This is a genomic window from Nocardia sputorum (assembly GCF_027924405.1).
Taxonomy (GTDB): domain Bacteria; phylum Actinomycetota; class Actinomycetes; order Mycobacteriales; family Mycobacteriaceae; genus Nocardia; species Nocardia sputorum.
The window spans coordinates 483079-505872 of record NZ_AP026978.1; the positions used below are offsets into that span (position 1 = coordinate 483079).

The following is a 22794-nucleotide window of genomic DNA, read 5'->3' on the forward strand; positions in this document are numbered from 1 at the left end:
CGTCCGGCCGCGGCCTCGTACCGGGGCGCCACCTACGAGTTCGCCCTCGACCCCGCCCTGCGCGCCGACGTGGAGGCGCTCGCGGCGCGCGTTCGCGCCACACCGTTCATGGTGCTGCACGCGGCCTTGGCGGCCTTGCTGGCGCGGTTGTCGGGGACCGCCGACATCGCGATCGGCACGCCGGTCGCGGGCCGGGGCGCGGCCGAGCTGGACGATCTGGTCGGCATGTTCGTCAACACGCTCGTGCTGCGCACCGAAGTGGACGCCGCGCGCGGCTTCGCCGATCTGGTCGCGCATGCCGCCGACCGCGACCTGCGCGCGTTCGCGCAGGCCGATATCCCGTTCGAGCAACTGGTGGAGGCGCTGAACCCGGCGCGGTCGGCCGCTCGGCATCCGCTGTTCCAGGTCGCGCTGTTCATGCAGAACATCGGGCCGATCGCGCTGGCCATGCCAGGTCTGGACACCGAGCCGGTCGACTTCGACCCCTGCTTCGCGAAGTTCGATCTCCAGCTCACGCTGTCCGACGCCGCCGACGGCTATCGCGCCGAATTCACCTACGCCACCGACCTTTTCGACGCATCGACCGTGCGCGAGTTCGCGGCGAAGTTCGTCCGGCTGCTGCGTGCGGCGGTGGACGCCCCCGACGTGCCGGTCGGGGACCTCCCGCTGCTCGACGCGGGGGAACTGGACTACGTCACCGCGAGCTGGAACGCCAGCGGGCACCGAGTGCCGGACCGCTTCCTGCACGAGGGATTCGACGCGCAGGTGCGCCGCACCCCGGATGTCGTCGCGCTGGTCACCGGCACCGAGCGGTGGAGCTACGCCGAGCTGTCCGACCGGGCCGACCGGCTGGCCAGGATGCTCATCGGAATCGGCGTCGGTCCGGAAGCGCTGGTCGTGCTGGCCTTGCCGCGCTCGGCCGAGCTGGTCGTGGCCATGTACGCGGTGGCGCGGGCGGGCGGCGCGTACGTCCCGGTGGATCCGGCGCATCCGGCCGAACGCATCGGTCACATCCTCGACACCGCGCGACCGCACGCGATCCTGACCAGCAGGGCGGCCGGATTCGATGCGGGCAACGCCTCCCCGCCGGTCTATCACCTGGACGAACTCGATCTGTCCGCGTATCCCTCCGGCGCGATCGGCGACCGCGAGCGCCACGGCGCGCTGCATCCACTGCATCCGGCCTACGTGATCTTCACCTCCGGGTCCACCGGCAAGCCGAAAGGCGTGGCGGTGAGCCACCAGGCCATCGCCAACCAGCTGGCCTGGATGCACGCGGAGTACCGTCCGCGCACCGGCGACATCTACTTGCAGAAGACCGCGAGCACCTTCGACGTCTCGCTGTGGGGCTACTTCCTGCCGCTGCGGGCGGGCGCCACCCTGGTGCTGGCGGCGCCCGACGGGCACCGCGATCCGCGCTACCTCGCCGAAACCATCGCCCGCGAGGGCATGACGCTCACCGACTTCGTGCCGTCGATGCTCGCGGCGTTCGCCGCGCACGCGCAGCCGGGCGAACTCGACTCGCTGCGCGAGGTCTTCGTTATCGGCGAGGCGCTGCCGCCGGAAACGGTCGCCGCGTTCCGGCGGGTGTGCGACGCGGGCCTGCACAACCTCTACGGCCCGACCGAGGCGGCCGTATCCATCACCAACCGCGCGGTCACGGAGGTGGACGCACCGTACGTGCCGATCGGCGAGCCGGAGTGGAATTCGCAGGTCTACGTGCTGGACGGCCGGTTGCGGCCCGCGCCGATCGGCGTGCCGGGAGAACTGTATCTGGCGGGCGCGCAGCTGGCGCGCGGCTATCACGGCCGCGTCGACCTGACCGCCGACCGATTCGTCGCCAACCCGTTCGGCGCGCCGGGCACCCGCATGTACCGCACCGGCGATCTGGTGCGCTGGAGCCGCGACGGCGAACTGGTCTATCTGGGCCGCACCGATTTCCAGGTGAAGTTCCGCGGTCAGCGCATCGAGCTCGCCGAGATCGAGGCGGCGCTGCTGACGGCGCCCGAGGTGCGCCAGGCCGCGGCGCGGCTGGTCTCCGGACCGGCGGGTGAGTTCCTGGCGGGCTACGTGATCGCCGCGCCCGGCTCGACTGTCGATCCCGACGCGGTGCGAACATCCGTGGCGCGACGCCTGCCCACCTACATGGTGCCCACTGCGGTGGTCGCGCTGTCCGAATTCCCCCGCAACACCAGCGGCAAGCTGGACCGCGCGGCCCTGCCGGTCCCCGAACTCACGGCCGAGCGCTTCCGTCCGCCCGTGCGCGCCGCGCAACGGCTGGTCGCCGCGGTCTTCGCGGAGGTGCTGCGGACCGAGCGGGTCGGGCTGGACGACGATTTCTTCGCCCTCGGCGGCAGCTCTCTCGACGCCACCCAGGTCACCGCCCGCACGGGCGAGGCCGCGGGAGTACGGGTCCCGGTGCGCGCGCTGTTCGACGCGCCCACGGTCGAGGGCTTCGCCGCCGCCGTCGAGGAGCTCGGCGCGGCCGGGGCCGAGCGGCTCCCGCTGGTCCGCCGGGAGCGGCCCGCGCGGGTGCCCCTCTCGCCCGCGCAACAGCGGCTGTGGTTCCTCAACCGCGTCGAGACCCAGGACGGCGCCGACAGCGTCTACAACCTGCCGATCGTGCTGCGGCTGACCGGCCGCCTCGACGTGACCGCCCTGGAGCGCGCCGTACTCGATGTGCTGGCCCGGCACGAGACACTGCGCACCACCTATCCCGAAACCGAGAGCGGCCCCTGCCAATCCGTGCTCGCCGCCGCCGACATCGGGCTGAGCCTGCATCCGGTACCGATCGACCGACGCGCGGTGCGGGACGCCGTGGCCGGAATCGTCCGCGCCGGGTTCGACGTGACCGACGAGCTGCCGTGCCGGGTCGCGCTGCTGGCGGTCGACCGGGTGGACGAGGCGCGCGGCGTCACCGGCGACGAATACGTGCTGGTGTTCGTCGTGCACCACATCGCCGCCGACGCTCTGTCGATGGGGCCGCTGGTCACCGATCTGGTCCGCGCCTACCTCGCCCACCTGACCGGCCTGCGGCCGGACTGGGAACCGCTGCCGGTGCAATACGCCGACTACAGCCTGTGGCACCGGGACCTGCTCGGCGCGGAGGACGTCCCAGGCGACCTCGCCTACCAGCAACTGCGTTTCTGGCGCGCCGTGCTGGACGGCGCGCCCGCGCAACTGCCGCTCCCGGCCGATCGGCCGCGCCCCGCCGTCGCGTCGCACGAAGGAGCGGCCGTCGACTTCGTGATCGAGCCCGAGGTGGCGGCCGGCCTGCGCGCGCTCGCCCGGCGCAACGGCGCGACGCTGTTCATGACGCTGCACGCGGCCTTCGCCGCCACCTTGGCCAGGATGAGCGGCAGCGCCGACATCGTGATCGGCTCGCCGGTCGGCGGACGCGGCGAACGGGCGCTCGACGCCCTCGTCGGCATGTTCGTCAACACCCTCGCGCTGCGCACGCGCGTCGCCGCGGACGCCTCGTTCGCCACGCTGCTGAGCGAGGTGCGCGACGCCGACCTGGCCGCGTTCGCCAACGCCGACCTGCCGTTCGAGCGGCTGGTGGACGCCATGGCGGTGGATCGTTCCGCCGGTGCGCACCCGCTGTTCCAGGTGATGTTCAGTTTCGAGACCGCGACGCCCGCCTTCGACGGGACGGCCATGGAGGTGCCGTGGCTGTCGGTGCGTCCGGTCGAGATCCCCGATGCCGGTGCGAAATTCGACCTGCACCTGGTGGTGGCGGAGCGGCCGGGATCGGCGGGACTGTCGGCCACCTTGCGCTACGCCACCGATCTGTTCGACCCCGCGACGGCCGAGTCGTATGCCGACCGCTTCCGGCGGATGCTCGTCGCCGCGGCGGTGGATCCCGGGACGCGGATCGGTGAGATCGAGCTGCTGTCCGACGCCGAACGCGGGCGAATGCTGCGGGACTGGAACGCCACCGCGCAGCCGGTCCCCGAATCGGACACGCTCGCTTCGTTGTTCGCCGCGCAAGTCGAACGCACGCCGGACGCGCCCGCGGTCACCTTCGAGCCGACGAGACCGGCGCATATGGTGTCCGACGACCCTGCGGCGAGCCACGGCGCGCCCCCGGCTCAACCGTCGCCCGGCGATCCCTCCACGAATCCCTCCGCGACGCTGAGCTATGCCGAGTTCGCCGGCCGGGTCAACCGGCTGGCGCGGTGGCTCGTCAGTCGTGGCGTCGGTCCGGAAACGCTGGTGGCGCTGGGCATGCGCCGGTCCGTCGATCTGGTGGTCGGCATGTACGCGGTCGTCGCCGCGGGCGGCGGTTACGTCCCGATCGACCCGGACCATCCGGCCGAGCGCACCGCCCACATCCTCGCCACGGCAGCGCCGGTGTGCGTGCTGACCGCGGGCGCGGACCTGCAGTGCGGTCTGCCCGAGACGCGGATCGATCGGCTGGACCTGTCCGGCTCGCCGGACACCCCGCTCACCGACGCCGACCGGCGCGCGCCGCTGCGCCCGGCCAACACCGCCTATGTGCTGTTCACCTCCGGCTCCACCGGCGCGCCCAAGGGTGTGGCGATGAGCCACCGCGGCATTGTCAACCGGCTGCGCTGGATGCAGTCCGCACACGTCGCGCTCGGGCCGGGCGATGTCCTGTTGCAGAAGACGCCCGCCACCTTCGACGTGTCGGTGCCGGAGTTCTTCTGGCCGTTGCAGGTCGGCGCGCGCATGGTGCTGGCGCGGCCGGACGGTCATCGGGACCCGGCGTACCTGGCCCGCCTGATCCGCGCCGAGGGCGTCACCGCGGCGCACTTCGTACCGTCCATGCTGGCCGTCTTTCTCGCGGGCGAGTACGACGTGCCCTCGCTGCGGGAAGTCTTCTGCTCCGGTGAGGCGCTGCCCGTCGGCGTCGCCCAGCGGATGCGCGAACTCACCGGTGCGCGCGTGCACAACGGCTACGGGCCCACCGAGGCCGCCGTGGAAGTGACCTTCCATACGGTGTGCGACACCGACTTCGAGACAGTGCCCATGGGCAAGCCGATCTGGAACACCCGGACCTACGTGCTCGACGCGCGGCTGCGGCCGGTGCCGGAGGGTGTGCCTGGCGAGTTGTATCTCGCGGGCGCGCAACTGGCGCGCGGCTATCTGGGCCGCCCCGACCTCACCGGAGACCGGTTCGTCGCCGACCCGTTCGGCCCGCCCGGCGAACGGATGTACCGCACCGGCGACCTGGTGCGGTGGACCCGCACGGGCGAGCTGGAATTCCTGGGCCGCACCGACTTCCAGGTCAAACTCCGCGGGTTGCGCATCGAACTCGGCGAGATCGAGTCGGTGCTGCTCGCGACGCCCGCGGTCACCCAGGCCACCGTCGTGGTCCGCGACGATCGCGGCGCGGGGGAGCACCTGGTCGCCTACCTGGTGGCGGACGCGCCGGTGGAGATCGCGGCGGTACGCGACGCGGTGGCCGAGCGGCTGCCCGGCTACATGGTGCCGCAGGCGTTCGTGGTGCTGGACCGGTTCCCGGTGAACGCGTCCGGGAAGCTGGACCGATCGGCGCTGCCCGCGCCCGCGATCGCTCCGGCGGTGTTCGAGGCTCCCCGAGGGGAGGCGGAGAAGCTGGTCGCCGAGACGTTCACGGCCTTGCTCGCGGTGACCGAGGTCGGCGCCGAGGACGACTTCTTCGCCCTCGGCGGCAACTCGCTCAGCGCCACCCAGCTCGCCGCGCGGCTGGGTAAAGCCACCGGCGCCGAGGTGGCGGTGCGCACGATCTTCGACGCGCCTACGGTGCGCGCACTGGCGCTGCGGCTCACCGTCGACGGCCCGGCCGAGACCGGACCCGTCGCGTTGCCGCCGCTCACGCCGCAGGAGCGCGGCGAGCCGATCCCGCTGTCGATCGCCCAGCAGCGCATGTGGTTCCTGAACCGGTTCGACACCACCAGCGGCGCGTACAACATCCCGTTCGCGCTGCGCCTCACCGGCGCGCTGAACGTGCCCGCCCTGGAGGCGGCGATCGCCGACGTGATCGCCCGGCACGAAACGCTGCGCACGATCTATCCCGAGCACGACGGCGAAGCCACCCAGCTGGTGCTGCCCGCCGGGACGAAACTGGTCGAGCTCGTGGCACGGCCGGTGCCCGCGACCCAAGTGCCCGAACTGGTCGCCGCCGCGGCGCGCGCCGGCTTCGACGTGACCGCCGAGGTGCCGCTGCGCGTCCGCTTGCTGCGCGTCGAGGACGACGACCGGCCGGGTGGGCCGCAGGAACACATCCTGTTGTTCGTCGTGCACCACATCGCCGCCGACGGCTGGTCCTTCGCACCGCTGACCCGGGATCTGGCCAACGCGTACGTCGCGCGGTGCGCGGGCATGGCGCCCGCGCCGGGGTCGCTGCCGGTGCAGTACGCCGACTTCGCCATCTGGCAGCGCGCCGCGCTCGGCTCCGCCGATGACCCGGCCTCGGTGCTGTCGCGTCAGCTGGCCTACTGGACCGATCGGCTGGCCGGGCTGCCCGAGGTGCTGACGCTCCCGTCCGACCGGCCCCGCCCCGCGGTCGCCACCCACCGCGGCGCCGCGCTGACCGGCCGGTTGGACGCCGACCTGCACGAGCAGATCCGGGACCTCGCCGCCGCGCACCGGGCGACGCCGTTCATGGTGCTGCACACCGCACTCGCCGTGCTCCTGAGCCGCTACGGCGCGGGCCGGGACGTGGTGCTCGGCGCGCCGGTCGCCGGGCGCGGCGAGGAAGCGCTCGACGAATTGGTCGGCATGTTCGTCAACACGTTGGTGCTGCGCACCGAGGTTCGCCCGGACGCGACCCTGGCCGAGCTGCTGGCGTCCGTGCGCGCCGCGGACCTGGCCGCCTTCGATCACGCCGCGGTGCCGTTCGAGCAGCTGGTCGAGGTGCTGAACCCGGTCCGCTCGCAGGCGCACGCCCCGCTGTACCAGGTCGCGCTGACCCTGCAGAATCAGGCCGCGCCGGAATTCCGGCTGCATCGGCTGGCCATCGCCGCGCTCGAGGTCGGCGCGGCGCCGATCCAGCTCGACCTGGACTGGACGCTGACCGACCGCTACACCGCCGACGGCGCGCCGGACGGCATCGACGTGCACCTGCACTACGCCCTCGATCTGTTCGACGAGCCGACCGTGGCCGGGTTCCTCGCCGCCTTCGAACGCGTGCTGCGCGCCATGGCGCGCGACGCCCGCACCCAGGTGGGCACGGTCGAGCTGATGTCGGTGACCGAACGCGGCCTGCTGCTGTCGGACCGCAACGCCACCGCGTACGCGTTGCCCGGCGAGACGCTGGACGACCTGCTCACCGTCCGCGTCGCGGAAAGCCCGGACCGCGTCGGCGTGCGCTACGAGGACACGGCGGTGACCTACGCCGAGTTCGCTTCGCGGGTGAACCGGCTGGCGCGCAGGCTGATCGACGCGGGTGCGGGCCCGGAGGACATCGTCGGACTGGCCGCGGCACGCTCGATCGACATGCTCGTGGCGATGTACGCGATCGTGCGTGCGGGCGCGGCGTATCTGCCGATCGATCCGGCGCACCCGGCCGAACGCCTGGCCCAGGTCGTCGCCGATGCCGCGCCACGGCTGGTGCTGACCGCGGGCGGCGCGACGCCGCCCGTCCCGCCGGGGGTACCGGTGCTCGACCTCGTCGAGCTGGATCTCGACGGCATCGCCGACGGACCGGTCACCGATGCCGAGCGCCGCGCCGCGCTGCGGCCGGACAACACCGCCTACGTGCTGTTCACCTCCGGCTCCACCGGACGGCCGAAGGGCGTGGCCGTCAGCCACCGCGCGATCATGAACCAGTTGCGCTGGCTGGAGTTCCGCTACGAGGTCACCGCGTCCGACCGCATCCTGCAACGCGCGCCGCTGACCTTCGACGTGTCGGTGTGGGAGTGTTTCCTGCCGATCGCCGTCGGCGCGCCGCTGGTGATCGCCCGTCCCGGCGGTCATCTGGACCTGGCCTACCTCGCGGATCTGCTGCGCGAGCACCGGATCACCATCGCCGAGTACGTGCCCTCGGTGCTGGCCGCGCTGATCGGCGAGGGCATGGGCGACGCGCTGCGCTCGTTCCGGCACCTGCACTGCGGCGGCGAGGCGCTCACGCCCGATCTGCTCGCCGCGCTACGCGGCAGCTTCGACGGGGCGGTGCACAACGCCTACGGCCCGACCGAGGCGGCGATCTCGGCGATCTATCACGAATTCACCGACGCCGACGCGGAATCCGGGCGGGACGTGGCCATCGGCCGCCCGTGCTGGAACACCAGGGCCTATGTGCTGGACGCCCGGCTGCGCCCGGTGCCGATCGGCGTCACGGGGGAGCTGTATCTCGCGGGCGATCAGCTGGCGCGCGGCTATCACGCCCGGCCCGGGCTGACCGCCGAGCGGTTCGTCGCCGACCCGTTCGGTGTGCCCGGCCGTTCCATGTACCGGACCGGCGACCTGGTGCGCTGGAACCGCGAGGGCGATCTGGTGTATCTGGGCCGCAACGATTTCCAGGTCAAACTGCGTGGCCAGCGGATCGAGCTGGGCGAGATCGAGGCCGTGCTCGCCGCCGCGACCGGCGTGACAAACGCCGCCGTGCTCGTGGCCCGCGACCACGCGGGAGGAGAATGCCTGGTCGGGTACGTCACCGGGGCGGGCCTGACGCCTGCGGCAGTGCTCGACGCGGCACGTGCCCAGCTGCCCGCCTACATGGTGCCCGCCCACGTCGTCGTGCTCGACGAGATGCCGCTGACCACCGTGGGCAAGCTCGACCGCGCGGCGCTGCCCGCCGTCGCGCTCACCGGCGCGGCCGCGGAGTACCGCGCGCCGCGGGAAGGGACCGAGGCGGTGCTCGCCACGCTGGTCGCCGACCTGACCGGCGCGGCGCGGATCGGCGCGGACGACGACTTCTTCGCCCGCGGCGGCAATTCGCTGCTGGCCATGCGGCTGGTCGCCCGGGTCGATGCCGCCTTCGGCTGCGCGCTGACCGTGCGTGAGGTGTTCGAGGCGCCGACCGTGGCCGGGCTCGCCCTGCGTGTCGCGGGGGCGCAACCGTCCGACGCCGCGCGGCCCGCGCTCGCCCCGGCGCCGCGTCCGGCGCGAATCCCGTTGTCGCTGGCGCAGACCCGGATGTGGCTGCTGCACCGGCTCGATCCGGACTCGGCGGTGTACCACATCCCGATCACCATCCGCCTCGCCGGCGCACTGGACGCGGCGGCGTTGCGGGCGGCCGTGCGCGACGTGATCGATCGGCACGAATCGCTGCGCACCGTCTTCCCGGCGGATGCCGAAGGCCCCACCCAGGTGGTGCTGGCCGAGACCGATGTGCTCGAGCTGCCCCTGCCTCCCATCGAGGTGTCCGAGCCGGAGTTGCGCGCCGCCGTGCTGGCGGTCGCCGCCGAGAGTTTCGACCTGCGCACTCGCATTCCGGTGCGGGCGAGCCTGTTCCGCGTCGCGCCGGAGGACCACGTGCTCGCCGTGGTGGTCCACCACATCGCCGCCGACGGCGTCTCCACCGCGCCGCTGGCCCGCGACCTGATGACGGCCTACACCGCGCGCGCCGCCGGGCAGGCGCCGTCGTGGCGGCCGCTGCCCGTGCAATACGCGGACTTCACCCTCTGGCAGCGCGCGACGCTGGGCTCCGCGGACGATCCGGACTCGTCGCTGTCGCGCCAGATCGCCTACTGGCGAGCCGAACTCGACGGACTCGCGCCGGTGCTGGAGCTGCCCGCCGACCGTCCCCGCCCCGCGGTGGCCTCCGGACGCGGAGCGACCGTCGAGTTCGCGGTTCCCGCCGACCTCACCGGCGCCATCGCGGATCTCGCTCGGCGGCGCGGCGTCTCGACGTTCATGGTGTTGCACGCCGCCTACGCCGCGCTGCTGGCCCGGCTCACCGGAGTGGACGATGTCGCCATCGGCACCCCGGTGGCTGGCCGCGGCGAGCAAGCGCTGGACGACGTGGTCGGCATGTTCGTCAACACCCTCGTGCTGCGCACGCCGATCGCGCCCGAAGCGTCCTTCGCCGAACTGCTCGACCGCGTGCGCGAGGTCGACGTGCGCGCCTTCTCCCACGCCGACCTGCCGTTCGAGCGTTTGGTCGAGGAGCTGAATCCCGTCCGCTCGCAGGCGCATTCGCCGATCGTGCAGACGCTGCTCACCTTCGAGCAGCACGACGACACCGTGCTGAGCCTGCCCGGCCTCACCGTGTCGGCCTACCCGCTGGACAACCGCGTCGCCCAGTTCGACCTGGCCGTGGAGCTGACCGAGTATCGCGCGGAGTCCAATTACGCGCTGCGCGGCGTGCTGCGCTACGCCACCGACCTGTTCGACCGGGCCACCGTCGAGACGTTCGGCGCTCGGTTCGTGCGCCTGCTGCGGGCCGTGGTGGCCGATCCGTCGGCGCGGGTCGGCGACCTCGAGCTCCTGGACGACGCGGAGCGAGCGCTGGTGCTCGACCGGTGGAACGACACCGCCGTCCCCATCGACCCGGTGGCCACGCTGATCTCGCTGTTCGAGGCGCAGGTGGCCAGGACCCCGGACGCGCCCGCGATCACCATCGAGGGACGCACTTTGTCCTATGCCGAGTTCGCCGTGCGGGCGCGGCGGCTGGCGCGCTGGCTGTGCGGGCAGGGCGTCGGCCCGGACGCGCCGGTCGCGCTCGGCATGCGGCGGTCGCTGGACCTGGTGGTCGGCATCTACGCGATCACCCTCGCGGGTGGCGCGTACGTCCCACTCGACCCCGACCATCCGGCCGAGCGGCTGGAGTACGTCTTGTCGACGGCCCGGCCGGTGTGCGTGCTCACCTCGGGTGCGGATCTGGACGCGGGCGCGGCGCGGCAGGTCCGCGTCGACCGGCTCGACCTGGCCGGCTACGCCGCCACTCCGCTGACTGCCCTGGACCGGCTCGGTTCGCCCGCCCCCGGCCACACCGCGTATGTGATCTTCACCTCGGGATCGACCGGCCGTCCGAAGGGAGTCGCCGTCACCCACGCGGCGATTGTGAATCGGCTCACCTGGATGCAGTCGGCGTATCCGCTGGCCACGGACGACGTGGTGCTGCAGAAGACCCCGGCCACGTTCGACGTTTCCGTCTGGGAGTTTTTCTGGCCGTTGGCATTCGGCGCGCGCCTGGTGGTCGCACGTCCAGATGGACATCGCGACCCGCGCTACCTGGCCCGGCTGATCGCGGGGCAACGCGTCACGACGGTGCACTTCGTGCCCGCCATGCTGGGCGTTTTCTTGGCCGAGGCGCACCGAGGCGAGTGCATTACGCTGCGCAACGTCTTCGCATCGGGCGAGGCATTGCCCGCGGTTACCGCGCAGCGGGCGCGAGAGGTGATCGGAGCGCGGGTGCACAACCTGTACGGCCCTACCGAGGCCGCCGTCGACGTCACCTATCACGAGGTGACCGAGGCGGACCTGGTGTCCGTGCCGATCGGAAGGCCGGTGGCCAACACCCGCCTGCTGGTGCTGGACGCGCGGATGCGGCCGGTGCCCGTCGGAGTGCCGGGCGAGCTGTACCTGGCCGGCGCGCAGCTGGCCCAGGGGTATGTCGCGCGCCCGGAGCTGACCGCGGACCGGTTCGTCGCCAGCCCGTTCGGGCCCGCCGGGGCGCGCATGTACCGCACGGGCGACCTCGTGGCCTGGCGGCCCGATGGTGAGTTGCGGTATCTGGGTCGCACGGACTTCCAGGTGAAGCTGCGCGGTCTGCGCATCGAGCCCGCCGAGATCGAGTCGGCGCTGCTGGCGCTGGACGCGGTCGCGCAGGCGGTGGTGCTGGTCCGCTCGGACGAGCGGTTGGGCGATCAGCTCGTCGCCTACCTGATCCCGGCGAGCCGCCACGACATCGCCCTCGAGGACGTGCGCGCCGCGCTGAGCGCCGAATTGCCCGCCTATATGGTGCCGACCGCGTTCGTCCCGCTCGAGCGGTTCCCGGTCAACGCCTCGGGGAAACTGGATCGCGCCGCGCTGCCCGCGCCGGAATTCGCGGCCGTCGGCTACCGGGCTCCCGCCACCCGCACCGAGGCGAGGGTCGCGCGGATCGTCGCGGCGCTGCTCGGCGTCGAGCGCGTCGGGGCGGACGACGACTTCTTCGCCCTCGGCGGCAACTCGCTGCTCGCGACCCAGGTCGCGGCCCGGCTCGGCGCCGAACTGGACGCCGAGATCCCGGTGCGGCTGCTGTTCGAGGCGCCGACCGTGACCGCGCTGGCCGCCCGGGCCGAGCGGCTCGCGGGCACCGGCGGCAAACCCGCGCTCGCGCCGCGGCCGCGCCCGGAGCGCATCCCGCTCTCGCCCGCCCAGCAGCGCATGTGGTTCCTGCACCGCTTCGATCCCACCGCGACCGTGCACAACATCGCGGTCGTGGTCCGCCTCACCGGCTACTTGGACCCGGACACCCTCGCCGTCGCCATCGGCGATGTAGTCGGCAGGCACGAGACCCTGCGCACCGTGTACCCCGACCACGAGGGCATCGGCTACCAGCACGTGCTCGACATCGGGCTGATTCCGGAGGTCGAGGTGCTGGAACCCGCGGGCGCGCTGCGGGAATTCGTCGCGGCCCCGTTCGACCTGACCGCAGAGGTGCCGCTGCGCATCGGCCTGGTGACCCGGTCCGATCGCGATCACCTGCTGGCCTTGGTGGTGCACCACATCGCGGCCGACGGCTTCTCCATGGGTCCGCTGGCCCGCGACCTCGCCGCCGCCTACGCGGCCCGCGCGACACGCACCGCCCCGGTCTGGACCGAGCTCGACGTGCAGTACGCCGACTACACGCTCTGGCAGCGCGAGGTGCTCGGCGCCGAGGACGACCCGGAGTCGGTCGCCGCGCGCCAGCTGGCGTACTGGCGGGAGACGCTGCGCGCGCTGCCCGCCCAGCTCGACCTGCCCACCGACCGGCCGCGCCCCGCGATCGCCTCGCACGCCGCGGCGAGCACCACCATGACGCTGCCGGAAGGGATCGGCGACGGCATCGCCGCCGTGGCCGCGCGTTACGAGGCCACACCGTTCATGGTGGTGCACGCCGCGCTGGCCACCCTGCTGGCCAGGCTGTCCGGCACGGCCGACATCGCGATCGGCGCGCCCGTCGCGGGCCGCGGCGACGCGGCGCTGGACGACCTGGTCGGCATGTTCGTCAACACCCTGGTGCTGCGTGCGCGGGTCCCCGGTTCGGACACCTTCGCCGCCGTGCTGCGCCGGGTGCGCGAGCACGACCTGGACGCCTTCGCCCACGCCGACGTGCCGTTCGAGCGCCTCGTCGAGGCGCTGGACCCGCCGCGCTCCCAGGCCCGCCACCCGCTGTTCCAGATCGCGCTGTTCCTCCAGAATCTCGCGCCGGTCACCCTGGACATGGCCGGTGTCACCGTGGCGGAGCACGAGCTCGACTACGAGACCACGCCGTTCGACCTGCAGCTCACCGTCACCGGCGACGGGCTGCGCTGGACCTACGCCACCGACCTGTTCGACGCCGCCACCGTCGAAACTTTCGGCGACCGCTTCGCCCGCCTGCTCGCCGCGGTCACCGCCGATCCGGAACAGGTGGTCGGCGACATCGATCTGTTCGGTGCGGGTGAACTGCATCGCGTGGTCACCGAGTGGAACGATTCCGCGCACACCGCACTGGCCGACGAACTGCTGCTGGACGAATTCGAGGCGCAGGCCGCCGCGACGCCCGACGAGCCGGCGCTGGTGTTCGTGCCCGACGACGCGACGCCCCCGGTCACCGTGACCTACGGCGATCTGGACCGGCGCGCCAACCGGCTGGCCCGCCACCTGATCGCGGCGGGCGTGGGTCCGGAAGCACTGGTGGCGCTGGCGATCCGGCGCTCGCCGGAGCTGGTGATCGCGATGTACGCGGTGCTGAAGGCGGGCGGCGCGTACGTGCCGATCGACCCGGACCACCCCGCACAGCGCATCGCGCACATCCTCGGCACCGCGCGGCCCGTGGCTGTGCTCACCACCTCCGCCGATCGGATCGGCACGGGCGAATCCGCGCCGACGGTCCTGGTGGACGCCGTCGCGCTGGACGCCTACTCCGACGACCCGATCGCGGTCGACGAGCGACGCGCGCCGATCCACCCGGTCAGCCCGGCCTACGTGATCTTCACCAGCGGATCCACCGGAAAACCCAAGGGCGTCAGCGTGTCGCACGCCGCGATCGTCAACCAGATGACCTGGATGCAGTCGCGCTACGGCCTCGCCGCCGAGGACGTGTACCTGCAGAAGACCGCCACCACGTTCGACGTGTCGCTGTGGGGCTACTTCCTGCCGCTGCGCGTCGGCGCCACGCTCGTGCTGGCCGCGCCGGATGGGCACCGCGATCCGGGCTACCTCACCCAGGTGATCGCCGAACGGCGGGTCACGGTCACCGATTTCGTGCCGTCGATGTTGAGGGTCTTCGCCGGGGACGTCGCGGCCGCGGGGCGCGGCGCGGCGCTCGACTCGCTGCACACGGTGTTCGTCATCGGGGAGGCGCTGCCTCCGGAGACCGTGCGGGCATTCGGCGCGGTGAGCGCCGCACGGGTGCACAACCTGTACGGACCTACCGAAGCCGCGGTGAGCATCACCCACCGCGATGTCACCGGCGAGCGCGACCGCGCCGTCCTGCCGATCGGCAACCCGGCCTGGAACAGCCGGGTCTACGTGCTGGATTCGCGGTTGCGCCCGACCCTGCCGGGCGTCGCGGGCGAACTGTATCTCGCGGGTGCGCAGCTCGCGCGCGGCTACCACGGCAGGCCCGACCGCACCGCGGATCGCTTCGTGGCCAACCCGTTCGGCGCGCCGGGGCAGCGGATGTACCGCACGGGCGACCTGGTGCGCTGGGACACCGGCGGCGGCGCGGCCGAGCTGGTCTACCTGGGCCGCACCGACTTCCAGGTCAAGTTCCGCGGCCAGCGCGTCGAACTCGGCGAGATCGAGGCCGCGCTCGCGGCCGCGCCCGGGGTGGCCCAGGCGGCGGCCCAGGTGGTCACCACCGTCACCGGCGACGACCACCTGGTCGGCTACGTCACCGCGGAGCCTGGCGCAGTGCTCTCGGACACCGAGGTGCTGCGCGCCGCCGCGGCCGCGCTGCCGTCGTACATGCTTCCTTCGGCGCTGGTCACACTGGACGTCTTCCCGCTCAACGTCTCCGGAAAGCTGGACCGCGAAGCGTTGCCGGAACCGGTTTTCGACCGCGTCGCCTACCGCGCACCGGTCACGCCCGCCGAACGTCTGGTGGCCGACGCCGTCGCTGCGGTGCTGGGCGCCGCGCCGATCGGCCTCGACGACCACTTCTTCGCGCTGGGCGGCGACTCGCTCAGCGCCACCCGGGTACTGGCCCGGATCGGCGAGCGGCTCGGCCGCCGGGTGCCGGTGCGGCTGCTGTTCGAGGCGCCGACGGTGCGGGGCCTCGCCGAGCTGCTCGCCGCGGACGCCGCCGCGACCGAGCAGGCGGTGCCGCTGGTGGCCGGACCACGCCCGGACCGAATTCCGCTCGCGCCGGTCCAGCGGGGCATGTGGTTCCTCAACCGGCTCGATCCGGCGTCGCCCGCCCACAACATCCCGGTCGCCCTACGCGTCGAGGGCAGGCTGGACGCCGACGCCTTGGCCGCCGCGTTCGCCGATGTCGTCGCGCGGCACGAGAGCTTGCGCACGGTGTATCCGGCCGACGAGACCGGCGCGGGCCACCAGGTGATCCTGCCCGCGGACCGTGCCGTGGCCCTGACGGTCGAAGCGCTCGACGGCCGCGCCGCCGACGACCGGATCGCCGAACTCCTCGGCGCCGGTTTCGATGTCACCGCGGAGGTCCCCGTGCGCGCGGCGCTGCTGCGCGAGCACGCCACCAGCCACGTGCTGGTCGTGGTCGTGCACCACATCGCGGCCGACGGGTACTCGATGGGCCCGCTGCTGCGCGACCTGCTGACGGCCTACCTCTCCCGCGTCCTAGGCACGGAGCCGGTGTGGCCTGCCCTCGCCGCCCAGTACGCCGACTACGCGCTCTGGCAAGACGCCGAGCTGGAGACGACTGCCGCGCAACAGCTCTCGTACTGGTCCGAGACGCTGCGCGAACTGCCCGGCGAACTCGAGCTGCCTACCGACCGCCCGCGTCCCGCCGTCGCGAGCGAGCGCGGCGCGCACGTGCGGGCCAGGATCGGCGGCGAGGTCGCGGCGCGGATCCGGGCGGTGGCGCTGCGGCACGACGCGACGCCGTTCATGGTGGTGCACGCCGCCCTCGCGGTCCTGCTGGCCCGGCTGTCGGGCTCCGATGACATCCCGATCGGCACGCCGGTGGCCGGACGCGGCGCGGCCGCCCTGGACGACCTGGTGGGCATGTTCGTCAACACCGTGGTGCTGCGCACCCGCCCGGATCAGGACGGTTCCTTCGCCGACCTGCTCGCGCAGACCAAGGCTGTCGATCTCGCGGCGTTCGGGCATTCCAGCGTGCCGTTCGACCGGGTGGTCGACGAAGTCGGCGTCCCGCGTTCCCAGGCTCGGCATCCGCTGTTCACCGTGGCGCTGAGCTACCTCGACGCCGCCGCCGACGCCTTCGCCGTGCCGGGCCTCGAGCTCACCGCCGTCGAGTTCGACGAGCCGGTGGCCCGATTCGACCTGCAGTTCACCGTGTCCGCCGAGCCGGACGCCGCCGGTCATCTCGCGGTCGAACTGGACTACGCCACGGACCTGTTCGACAGTGCCACCGCACGAGCCCTGCTGCGCCGCTTCGGCATGCTGCTCGGCGCGCTCACCGCGCGACCGGACGCGCCGATCGCCACGGTCGATCTCCTCTCGCCTGCCGAACGCGCCGACCTGCTCGGCCGCCACGGTGACGCTCCGGTGCCGCCGCGTACGCTGGCCGAACTGGCCGCCGCCGCGGTCGCGTCCGATCCCGACGCGGTCGCGCTGGTCGCGAGCGAACGGCGGCTGACCTACCGGATGCTGGACGAGCAGTCGTCGCGGCTGGCGCGCATGCTCATCGGGCACGGTCTCGGCGCCGAGGACGTGGTGGCCGTGGCGGTGCCGCGCTCGGTCAGCTCCGTGCTAGCGGTGTGGGCGGTGACCAAGACCGGCGCCGCGTTCGTCCCGGTCGACCCGACCTATCCCGCCGAGCGGATCGCGCACATGCTGACCGATTCCGGTGCGGCGCTGGGCTTGACGATCGCCACCTGCCGTGCCGCGCTGCCCGGCGACGTCGACTGGCTGGTGCTGGACGCGCCGTCCACGGCCGCGCGGATGCGACGCAACAGCGGAGCCCCGATCGACGCGGCCGAGCTGATCCGCCCGGTGCGGGTGGAGAACCCGGCCTGGATGATCTACACCTCCGGCTCCACCGGCACACCCAAGGGCGTGGTCGCCACGCACGGTGGTCTGGCCGGCGTGGCGCTGGCGCAGCGGGACCGGTACGAGGTCACCGCCGACGCGCGGATCCTGCACGTGGCCTCGCCCAGCTTCGACGCGTCCATGCTCGAACTGCTGCTGGCCCTGTCCGCCGGAGCGGCGCTGGTGATCGCGCCCCCTGGCGTCTACGGCGGCGCGGAGCTCACCGCCCTCATCCGCGACCAGCGGGTGACGCACGCGTTCCTCACCCCCGCCGTCCTGCCCACGCTCGACCCGGCCGAGTTGAGCTGTCTGCGGCAGCTCACCGTCGGCGGCGAGTCCTATGGACAGGACACGGTGCGGCGCTGGGCGTCCGGCCGGTCGTTCCACAACACCTACGGCCCGACCGAGACCACCGTCATCGCGACCATCAGCGCGGCGCTGCGGCCCGGTGATCCGCTCGACCTGGGCACGCCGATACACGGCATGTCCGCGGTGGTGCTGGACGGCAGGCTGCGGCCGGTGCCGGTCGGCGTCACCGGCGAACTGTATCTGCGCGGCCCCGGTCTGGCCCGGGGATATCACGCGCGGCCGGGTCTTTCGGCGTCCCGGTTCGTCGCCGACCCCTACGGCCCCGCAGGCGGACGGCTGTACCGGACCGGTGACCTGGTGCGGTGGACGAGATCCGGAGCGCTGCGCTATGTGGGGCGCTCCGACCATCAGGTCAAGGTCCGTGGCCTGCGCATCGAACTCGGCGAGATCGACGCCGTGCTCGCCGCCCACGAGACGGTGCGCACGGCCGTCACCCTCGGTCACACCGACGCCTCGGGCGCGGTGTCGCTGGTCGCCTACGTGGTCGCGGCGCCCGGCCACACGATCGACACCGCAGCCCTACGGGCGCACGCCGCACGCTCCCTTCCCGCGTACATGGTGCCGAGTAGCGTGCTGGTGCTCGATGAGCTGCCGTTGACTCCCGTCGGCAAGCTGGACCGTAATGCCATGCCCCGGCCCGAGCTTCGCGCCGCCCCGTTCCGCGCGCCCCGCACCGAGCTCGAGCGGGCGGTGGCACAGACGATCGGGGACGTGCTCGGACTCAACGGCGACGTCGGCTCGGACGACGACTTCTTCGCGCGCGGCGGCAACTCGCTGACCGCGACCCAGCTGGCCGCGCGGCTCGCCGACCGGCTGTCGATCGCGGTCGGCGTCCGGGCGGTGTTCGAGCATTCGACGGTCGCCGCGCTGGCCCGCGCACTGGGCGAGGCCTCTGGTGCCGCGCCGCGTCCCGCGCTCACCCGGCGTACACCGACAGGTCCCGTTCCGCTCTCGCTCGCGCAGCAGCGCATGTGGTTCCTCAATCGCCTCGATCGGCAGTCCACCGCCTACAACATCCCGCTGGCCGTGCGGCTGACGGGCGAACTGGACGTGACGGCGCTGAACGCGGCGATCGCGGACGTCGTCGCCCGCCACGACGTGCTGCGCACCGTCTATCCGCTGCACGAGTCCGGGCCGGTGCAGGTGGTGTTGCCGGTCGCGGACAGCACCCCCGTGCTCGCGCCCGTCGCCGTCCCGGCCGACGATCTCGGCGCGGCGGTGGCCGACTTCGTCGGCGGCGGTTTCGACGTCTCCGAGACCGTCCCGGTGCGCGCCCGGCTGTTCGCTCCCGTCGACGGCGACGCGGCGGCGCCGGGGATCGAACACGTGCTCGTGGTGGTCGTGCACCACATCGCGGCGGACGGTTCGTCGCTGGCGCCGCTGGCGCGTGACGTCATGGCCGCCTACGCCGCCCGCAAACACGGCATCGCGCCGGACTGGCCGCCGCTTCCGGTGCAGTACACCGATTTCAGCGTGTGGCAGCGGGAGCTGCTGGGCTCCGAGGACGACCCCGCGTCGCTGCTGGCGCGCCAGATCCGGTTCTGGACCGACACGCTGGCCGAGCTGCCCGCGCAGCTGAGCCTGCCCGCCGATCGCCCGCGTCCCGCCGTCGTCGCCACCCGGGGCAGGCATGTCGATTTCGCGATCGCCCCGGACGTGCACGCGCGGCTGGCCGAACTCGGCCGGGCATCCGGAGCGACGCTGTTCATGGTGCTGCACGCGGCGTTCGCGGTGCTGCTCGCCCGCCTGTCGGGGACGTCGGACATCGCGGTGGGCACCCCGGTGGCCGGGCGCGGAGCCGCCGAGCTCGACGAGGTCGTCGGCATGTTCGTCAACACGCTGGTGTTGCGCGCCCAGGTCGATGCGGGCGAGGGTTTCGCCGACCTGCTCGCCCGCGTCCGCGCCGCCGATGTCGCGGCCTTCGCGCACGCCGACGTGCCGTTCGAGCGTCTGGTCGAGGTCCTCAACCCGGAGCGCTCCACTGCCCGCCACCCGCTGTTCCAGGTCGGCTTCTCCTTCCACAACCAGGCCGAAGCCGACTTCTCGCTGGACGGATTGAGCGCCACCGCCGCGGATTTCGACTCCGAGGTCGCCCAGTTCGACCTGCACTTGATCGTCACCGACCGCTACAGCGCCGACGGGACCCCCGCGGGCATGGCGGCCTCGATCACCTACGCCACCGCCTTGTTCGACGAGTCCACGGTGGCCGGGTTCGCCACCCGCCTGCAACGGCTGCTGACCGCGGTGTGCGCGGACCCGCGGTCGCCGGTCGGCGATCTGGTCCTGCTGGACCCGGCCGAGACCGAGCGCGTGCTGGTCGCCTGGAACCGATCCGAGCACGCCTTCGCCCCGGCCACACTCGTGGCCGCGTTCGAGGCGCAGGTGGACCGGACGCCGCGGGCGATCGCGATCGTCGACGACGCCGCGACGGTCACCTACCAGGAGTTCGGCGCGCGGGTCAACCGCCTGGCCCGGGTGCTCATCGCCCGCGGCATCGGCCCGGAAAAGCTGGCGGCGCTGGCCATTCCGCGCAGCGTCGACCTTCTCGTCGCGATGTACGCGGTGGTGACCGCCGGTGGCGCGTACGTGCCGCTGGATCCGGCGCATCCGCTGGAACGCACCGCGAGCGTGCTCGCCGCCGCCGAACCGCATCTGGTGCTCACCTCGGCGCGGGAGCCGATGCTGCCCGCGGCGGCGTCGGAACACAGTGTGGTGCTGGATATCTCGACCGTCGCCGACACCGTGGCCGACGAACCGGTGCGCGACGACGAGCGGATCGCCGCGCTGTCGCCGGCGAACACCGCGTACGTCATCTTCACTTCCGGGTCCACCGGCGTGCCGAAAGGTGTCGCGGTGCCGCACGCGGCGGTCGCGCACCAGCTGGACTGGATGCAGTCGGAGTACGCGCTCGGCCCGGACGACGCCGCGCTGGTGCTGACCTCGGCCGCCTTCGACCTGTCGGTGTGGGAGTACTGGTGGGCGCCGCGCACCGGAGCCCGGCTGGTGCTCGCGCCGCGCGACGCGCACCGCGATCCGTACGGCCTGCTCGACCTGGTGCGGCGCGCGTCGGTGACGACGCTGACGCTGGTGCCCTCGCTGCTGGCGATGCTGGCCGAAGCGTCCGGCGAACACCGCCTGCCGCGTTCGCTGGGCCGGTTGCTGGTCATCGGCGAGGCGTTGCCCGCCGCGACGGTGCGGCGCGTCGAGACGCTCACCACGGCCAGGATCGACAACCTGTACGGGCCCACCGAGACCGCGGTGTCGGTCACCCGGTTCCGCACCGCCGCTGGCGCCAGGCAGGCGCTGGCGCCCATCGGCACACCCGAATCCGGCAACCGGGTCTACGTGCTCGACGACCGGCTGCACCCCGTGCCCGCCGGGGTGACCGGTGAGCTGTACATCGGCGGCGCGCAACTCGCCCGCGGCTACCACGGCCGGGCCGACCTCACCGCCGAGCGCTTCGTGGCCGACCCGTTCGGCCCCGCGGGGGCCCGCCTGTACCGCACCGGCGACATGGTGCGCTGGGCCGCCGAAGGTCACTTGGAATACGTCGAGCGGCGCGACTTCCAGGTGAAGATCCGCGGTTACCGCATCGAACTCGCCGAGATCGAGCACGCCTTGCGCTCGCGGCCGGAGGTCGGCGACGCGGTCGTCCTCGCCTATGACACCGACGGCGCGAACGCCGTGCTGGCCGGGTACTTCACCGCCACCGAGCCGGTCGACCCGGGAGCGTTGCGCGCCGCGCTGGCCGACGTGCTGCCGAGCTACATGGTGCCCGCGGTGCTGCGGCAATTGGAGACGGTGCCGCTCACCGCGAACGGCAAGGTCGATCGCGCGGCGCTGCCGCGGCCGGAGCCGCGCGCCCGGGAATTCCGCGCCCCCGGCACCGACTTGGAACGTTCCGTGTGCGCGGACTTCGCCGCAGTGCTCGCCGCCGAGCGGGTCGGCCTGGACGACAACTTCTTCGAACGCGGCGGCAACTCGCTGCTGGCCACCCGCTTGGCCGCCCGCCTGAGCGCGGCGCTCGGCGAGCAGATCCCGGTGCTGTGGCTGTTCGCCGCGCCGACGCCCGCCCGTCTGATCGACCGGCTCGAGCAGCACCGTTCCGGTCGCGGCCGGGTCGACGCGGCCGCCGCGTTCGACGTCGTCCTACCGCTGCGCACCGGTGGCGCGAGGGAGCCGCTGTTCTGCCTCCATCCGGCCGGGGGCGTCGCATGGTCGTTCGCGGGACTCGCGGCGCATCTGGATCCGGAGCGGGACGTGTACGGCATCCAGTCGCCGGTGCTGAACTCCACGGCGGCGCCGCCGGAATCCATCGACGACTGGGCGAGCCGCTACGTGCGCGAGATCCGCGCCGTGCAGCCCGAGGGCCCGTATCACCTGCTCGGCTGGTCGCTCGGCGGCGTACTCGCGCACGCGGTCGCGGTGCAACTGCAGGAACAGGGCCAGCGGGTCGCGGTCCTGGCCATGATGGACAGCTCGCGGCGGGTCGCCGCGGACGTCACCGCGACGCTCCCGGTCGCCGATCTGCTCGGCGGGTTGCTCGGTGAAGCGGCCGACGCCGACGACGCCGGACTGGACCTGCCCGGACTCGCGCGCCGGATCGCGGAGTTGCCCGAACCGTTCGCCTCCTTCGGCGCCGACCGCCTCGAGCGCGCGCTCGGCGCGGGCGCCGGGTCGCTGGAGCTGATCCGGCGCTACCGCCCCCGCCCGTACAAGGGCAATCTCGTGTACTTCACCGCCGCGCTGGACGATCCGACCGGCGCCACGGGTGCCGCGAGTTGGGCGGACGCCGTGGACGGCACCGTGCACAACCACGCGGTGCACGCCACGCACTGGCGGATGACCTCCGAATCCGCGCTGGCACGAATCGGCCATGTCCTCACCGCGGCACTGGCCGACACCGACCGCCCCTAGATCCCCCAACACCTGACCCGACCAGGAAGAAGGAAACCGAGATGACCAACCCGTTCGACAACGACGACGCCAAGTTCTACGTCTTGATCAACCAGGAGGGCGAGCACTCCTTATGGCCGGTCTTCGCCGCCGTCCCCGGCGGCTGGACCATCGCCTACGGGGCCGCCAACCGCAAGTCCTGCCTGGAGTACGTGGAGACCCACTGGGTGGACATGCGCCCCAAGTCGCTCATCGAAGCCATGTCCGGCGAAACGAAGTGAC

Annotated in this window: 2 protein-coding genes (1 of these 2 only partly in view); both read left to right on the forward strand. The window is 72.8% G+C overall.

Annotation, left to right across the window (positions count from 1 at the left end):
* Nucleotides 1-22533, forward strand: the 3' portion of a protein-coding gene (locus QMG86_RS02255) for a non-ribosomal peptide synthetase (RefSeq protein ID WP_281877372.1). 2751 nt of this gene lie to the left of the window's left edge; the window shows 22533 of its 25284 coding nt (coding positions 2752-25284); its start codon lies off the left edge, out of view; it ends in the stop codon at nucleotides 22531-22533.
* Between the two features lie 41 nt (nucleotides 22534-22574).
* Nucleotides 22575-22793, forward strand: a complete 219-nt coding sequence (locus QMG86_RS02260; RefSeq protein WP_281877373.1) for an MbtH family protein — start codon at nucleotides 22575-22577, stop codon at nucleotides 22791-22793.
* Nucleotide 22794: the final 1 nt, after the last annotated feature.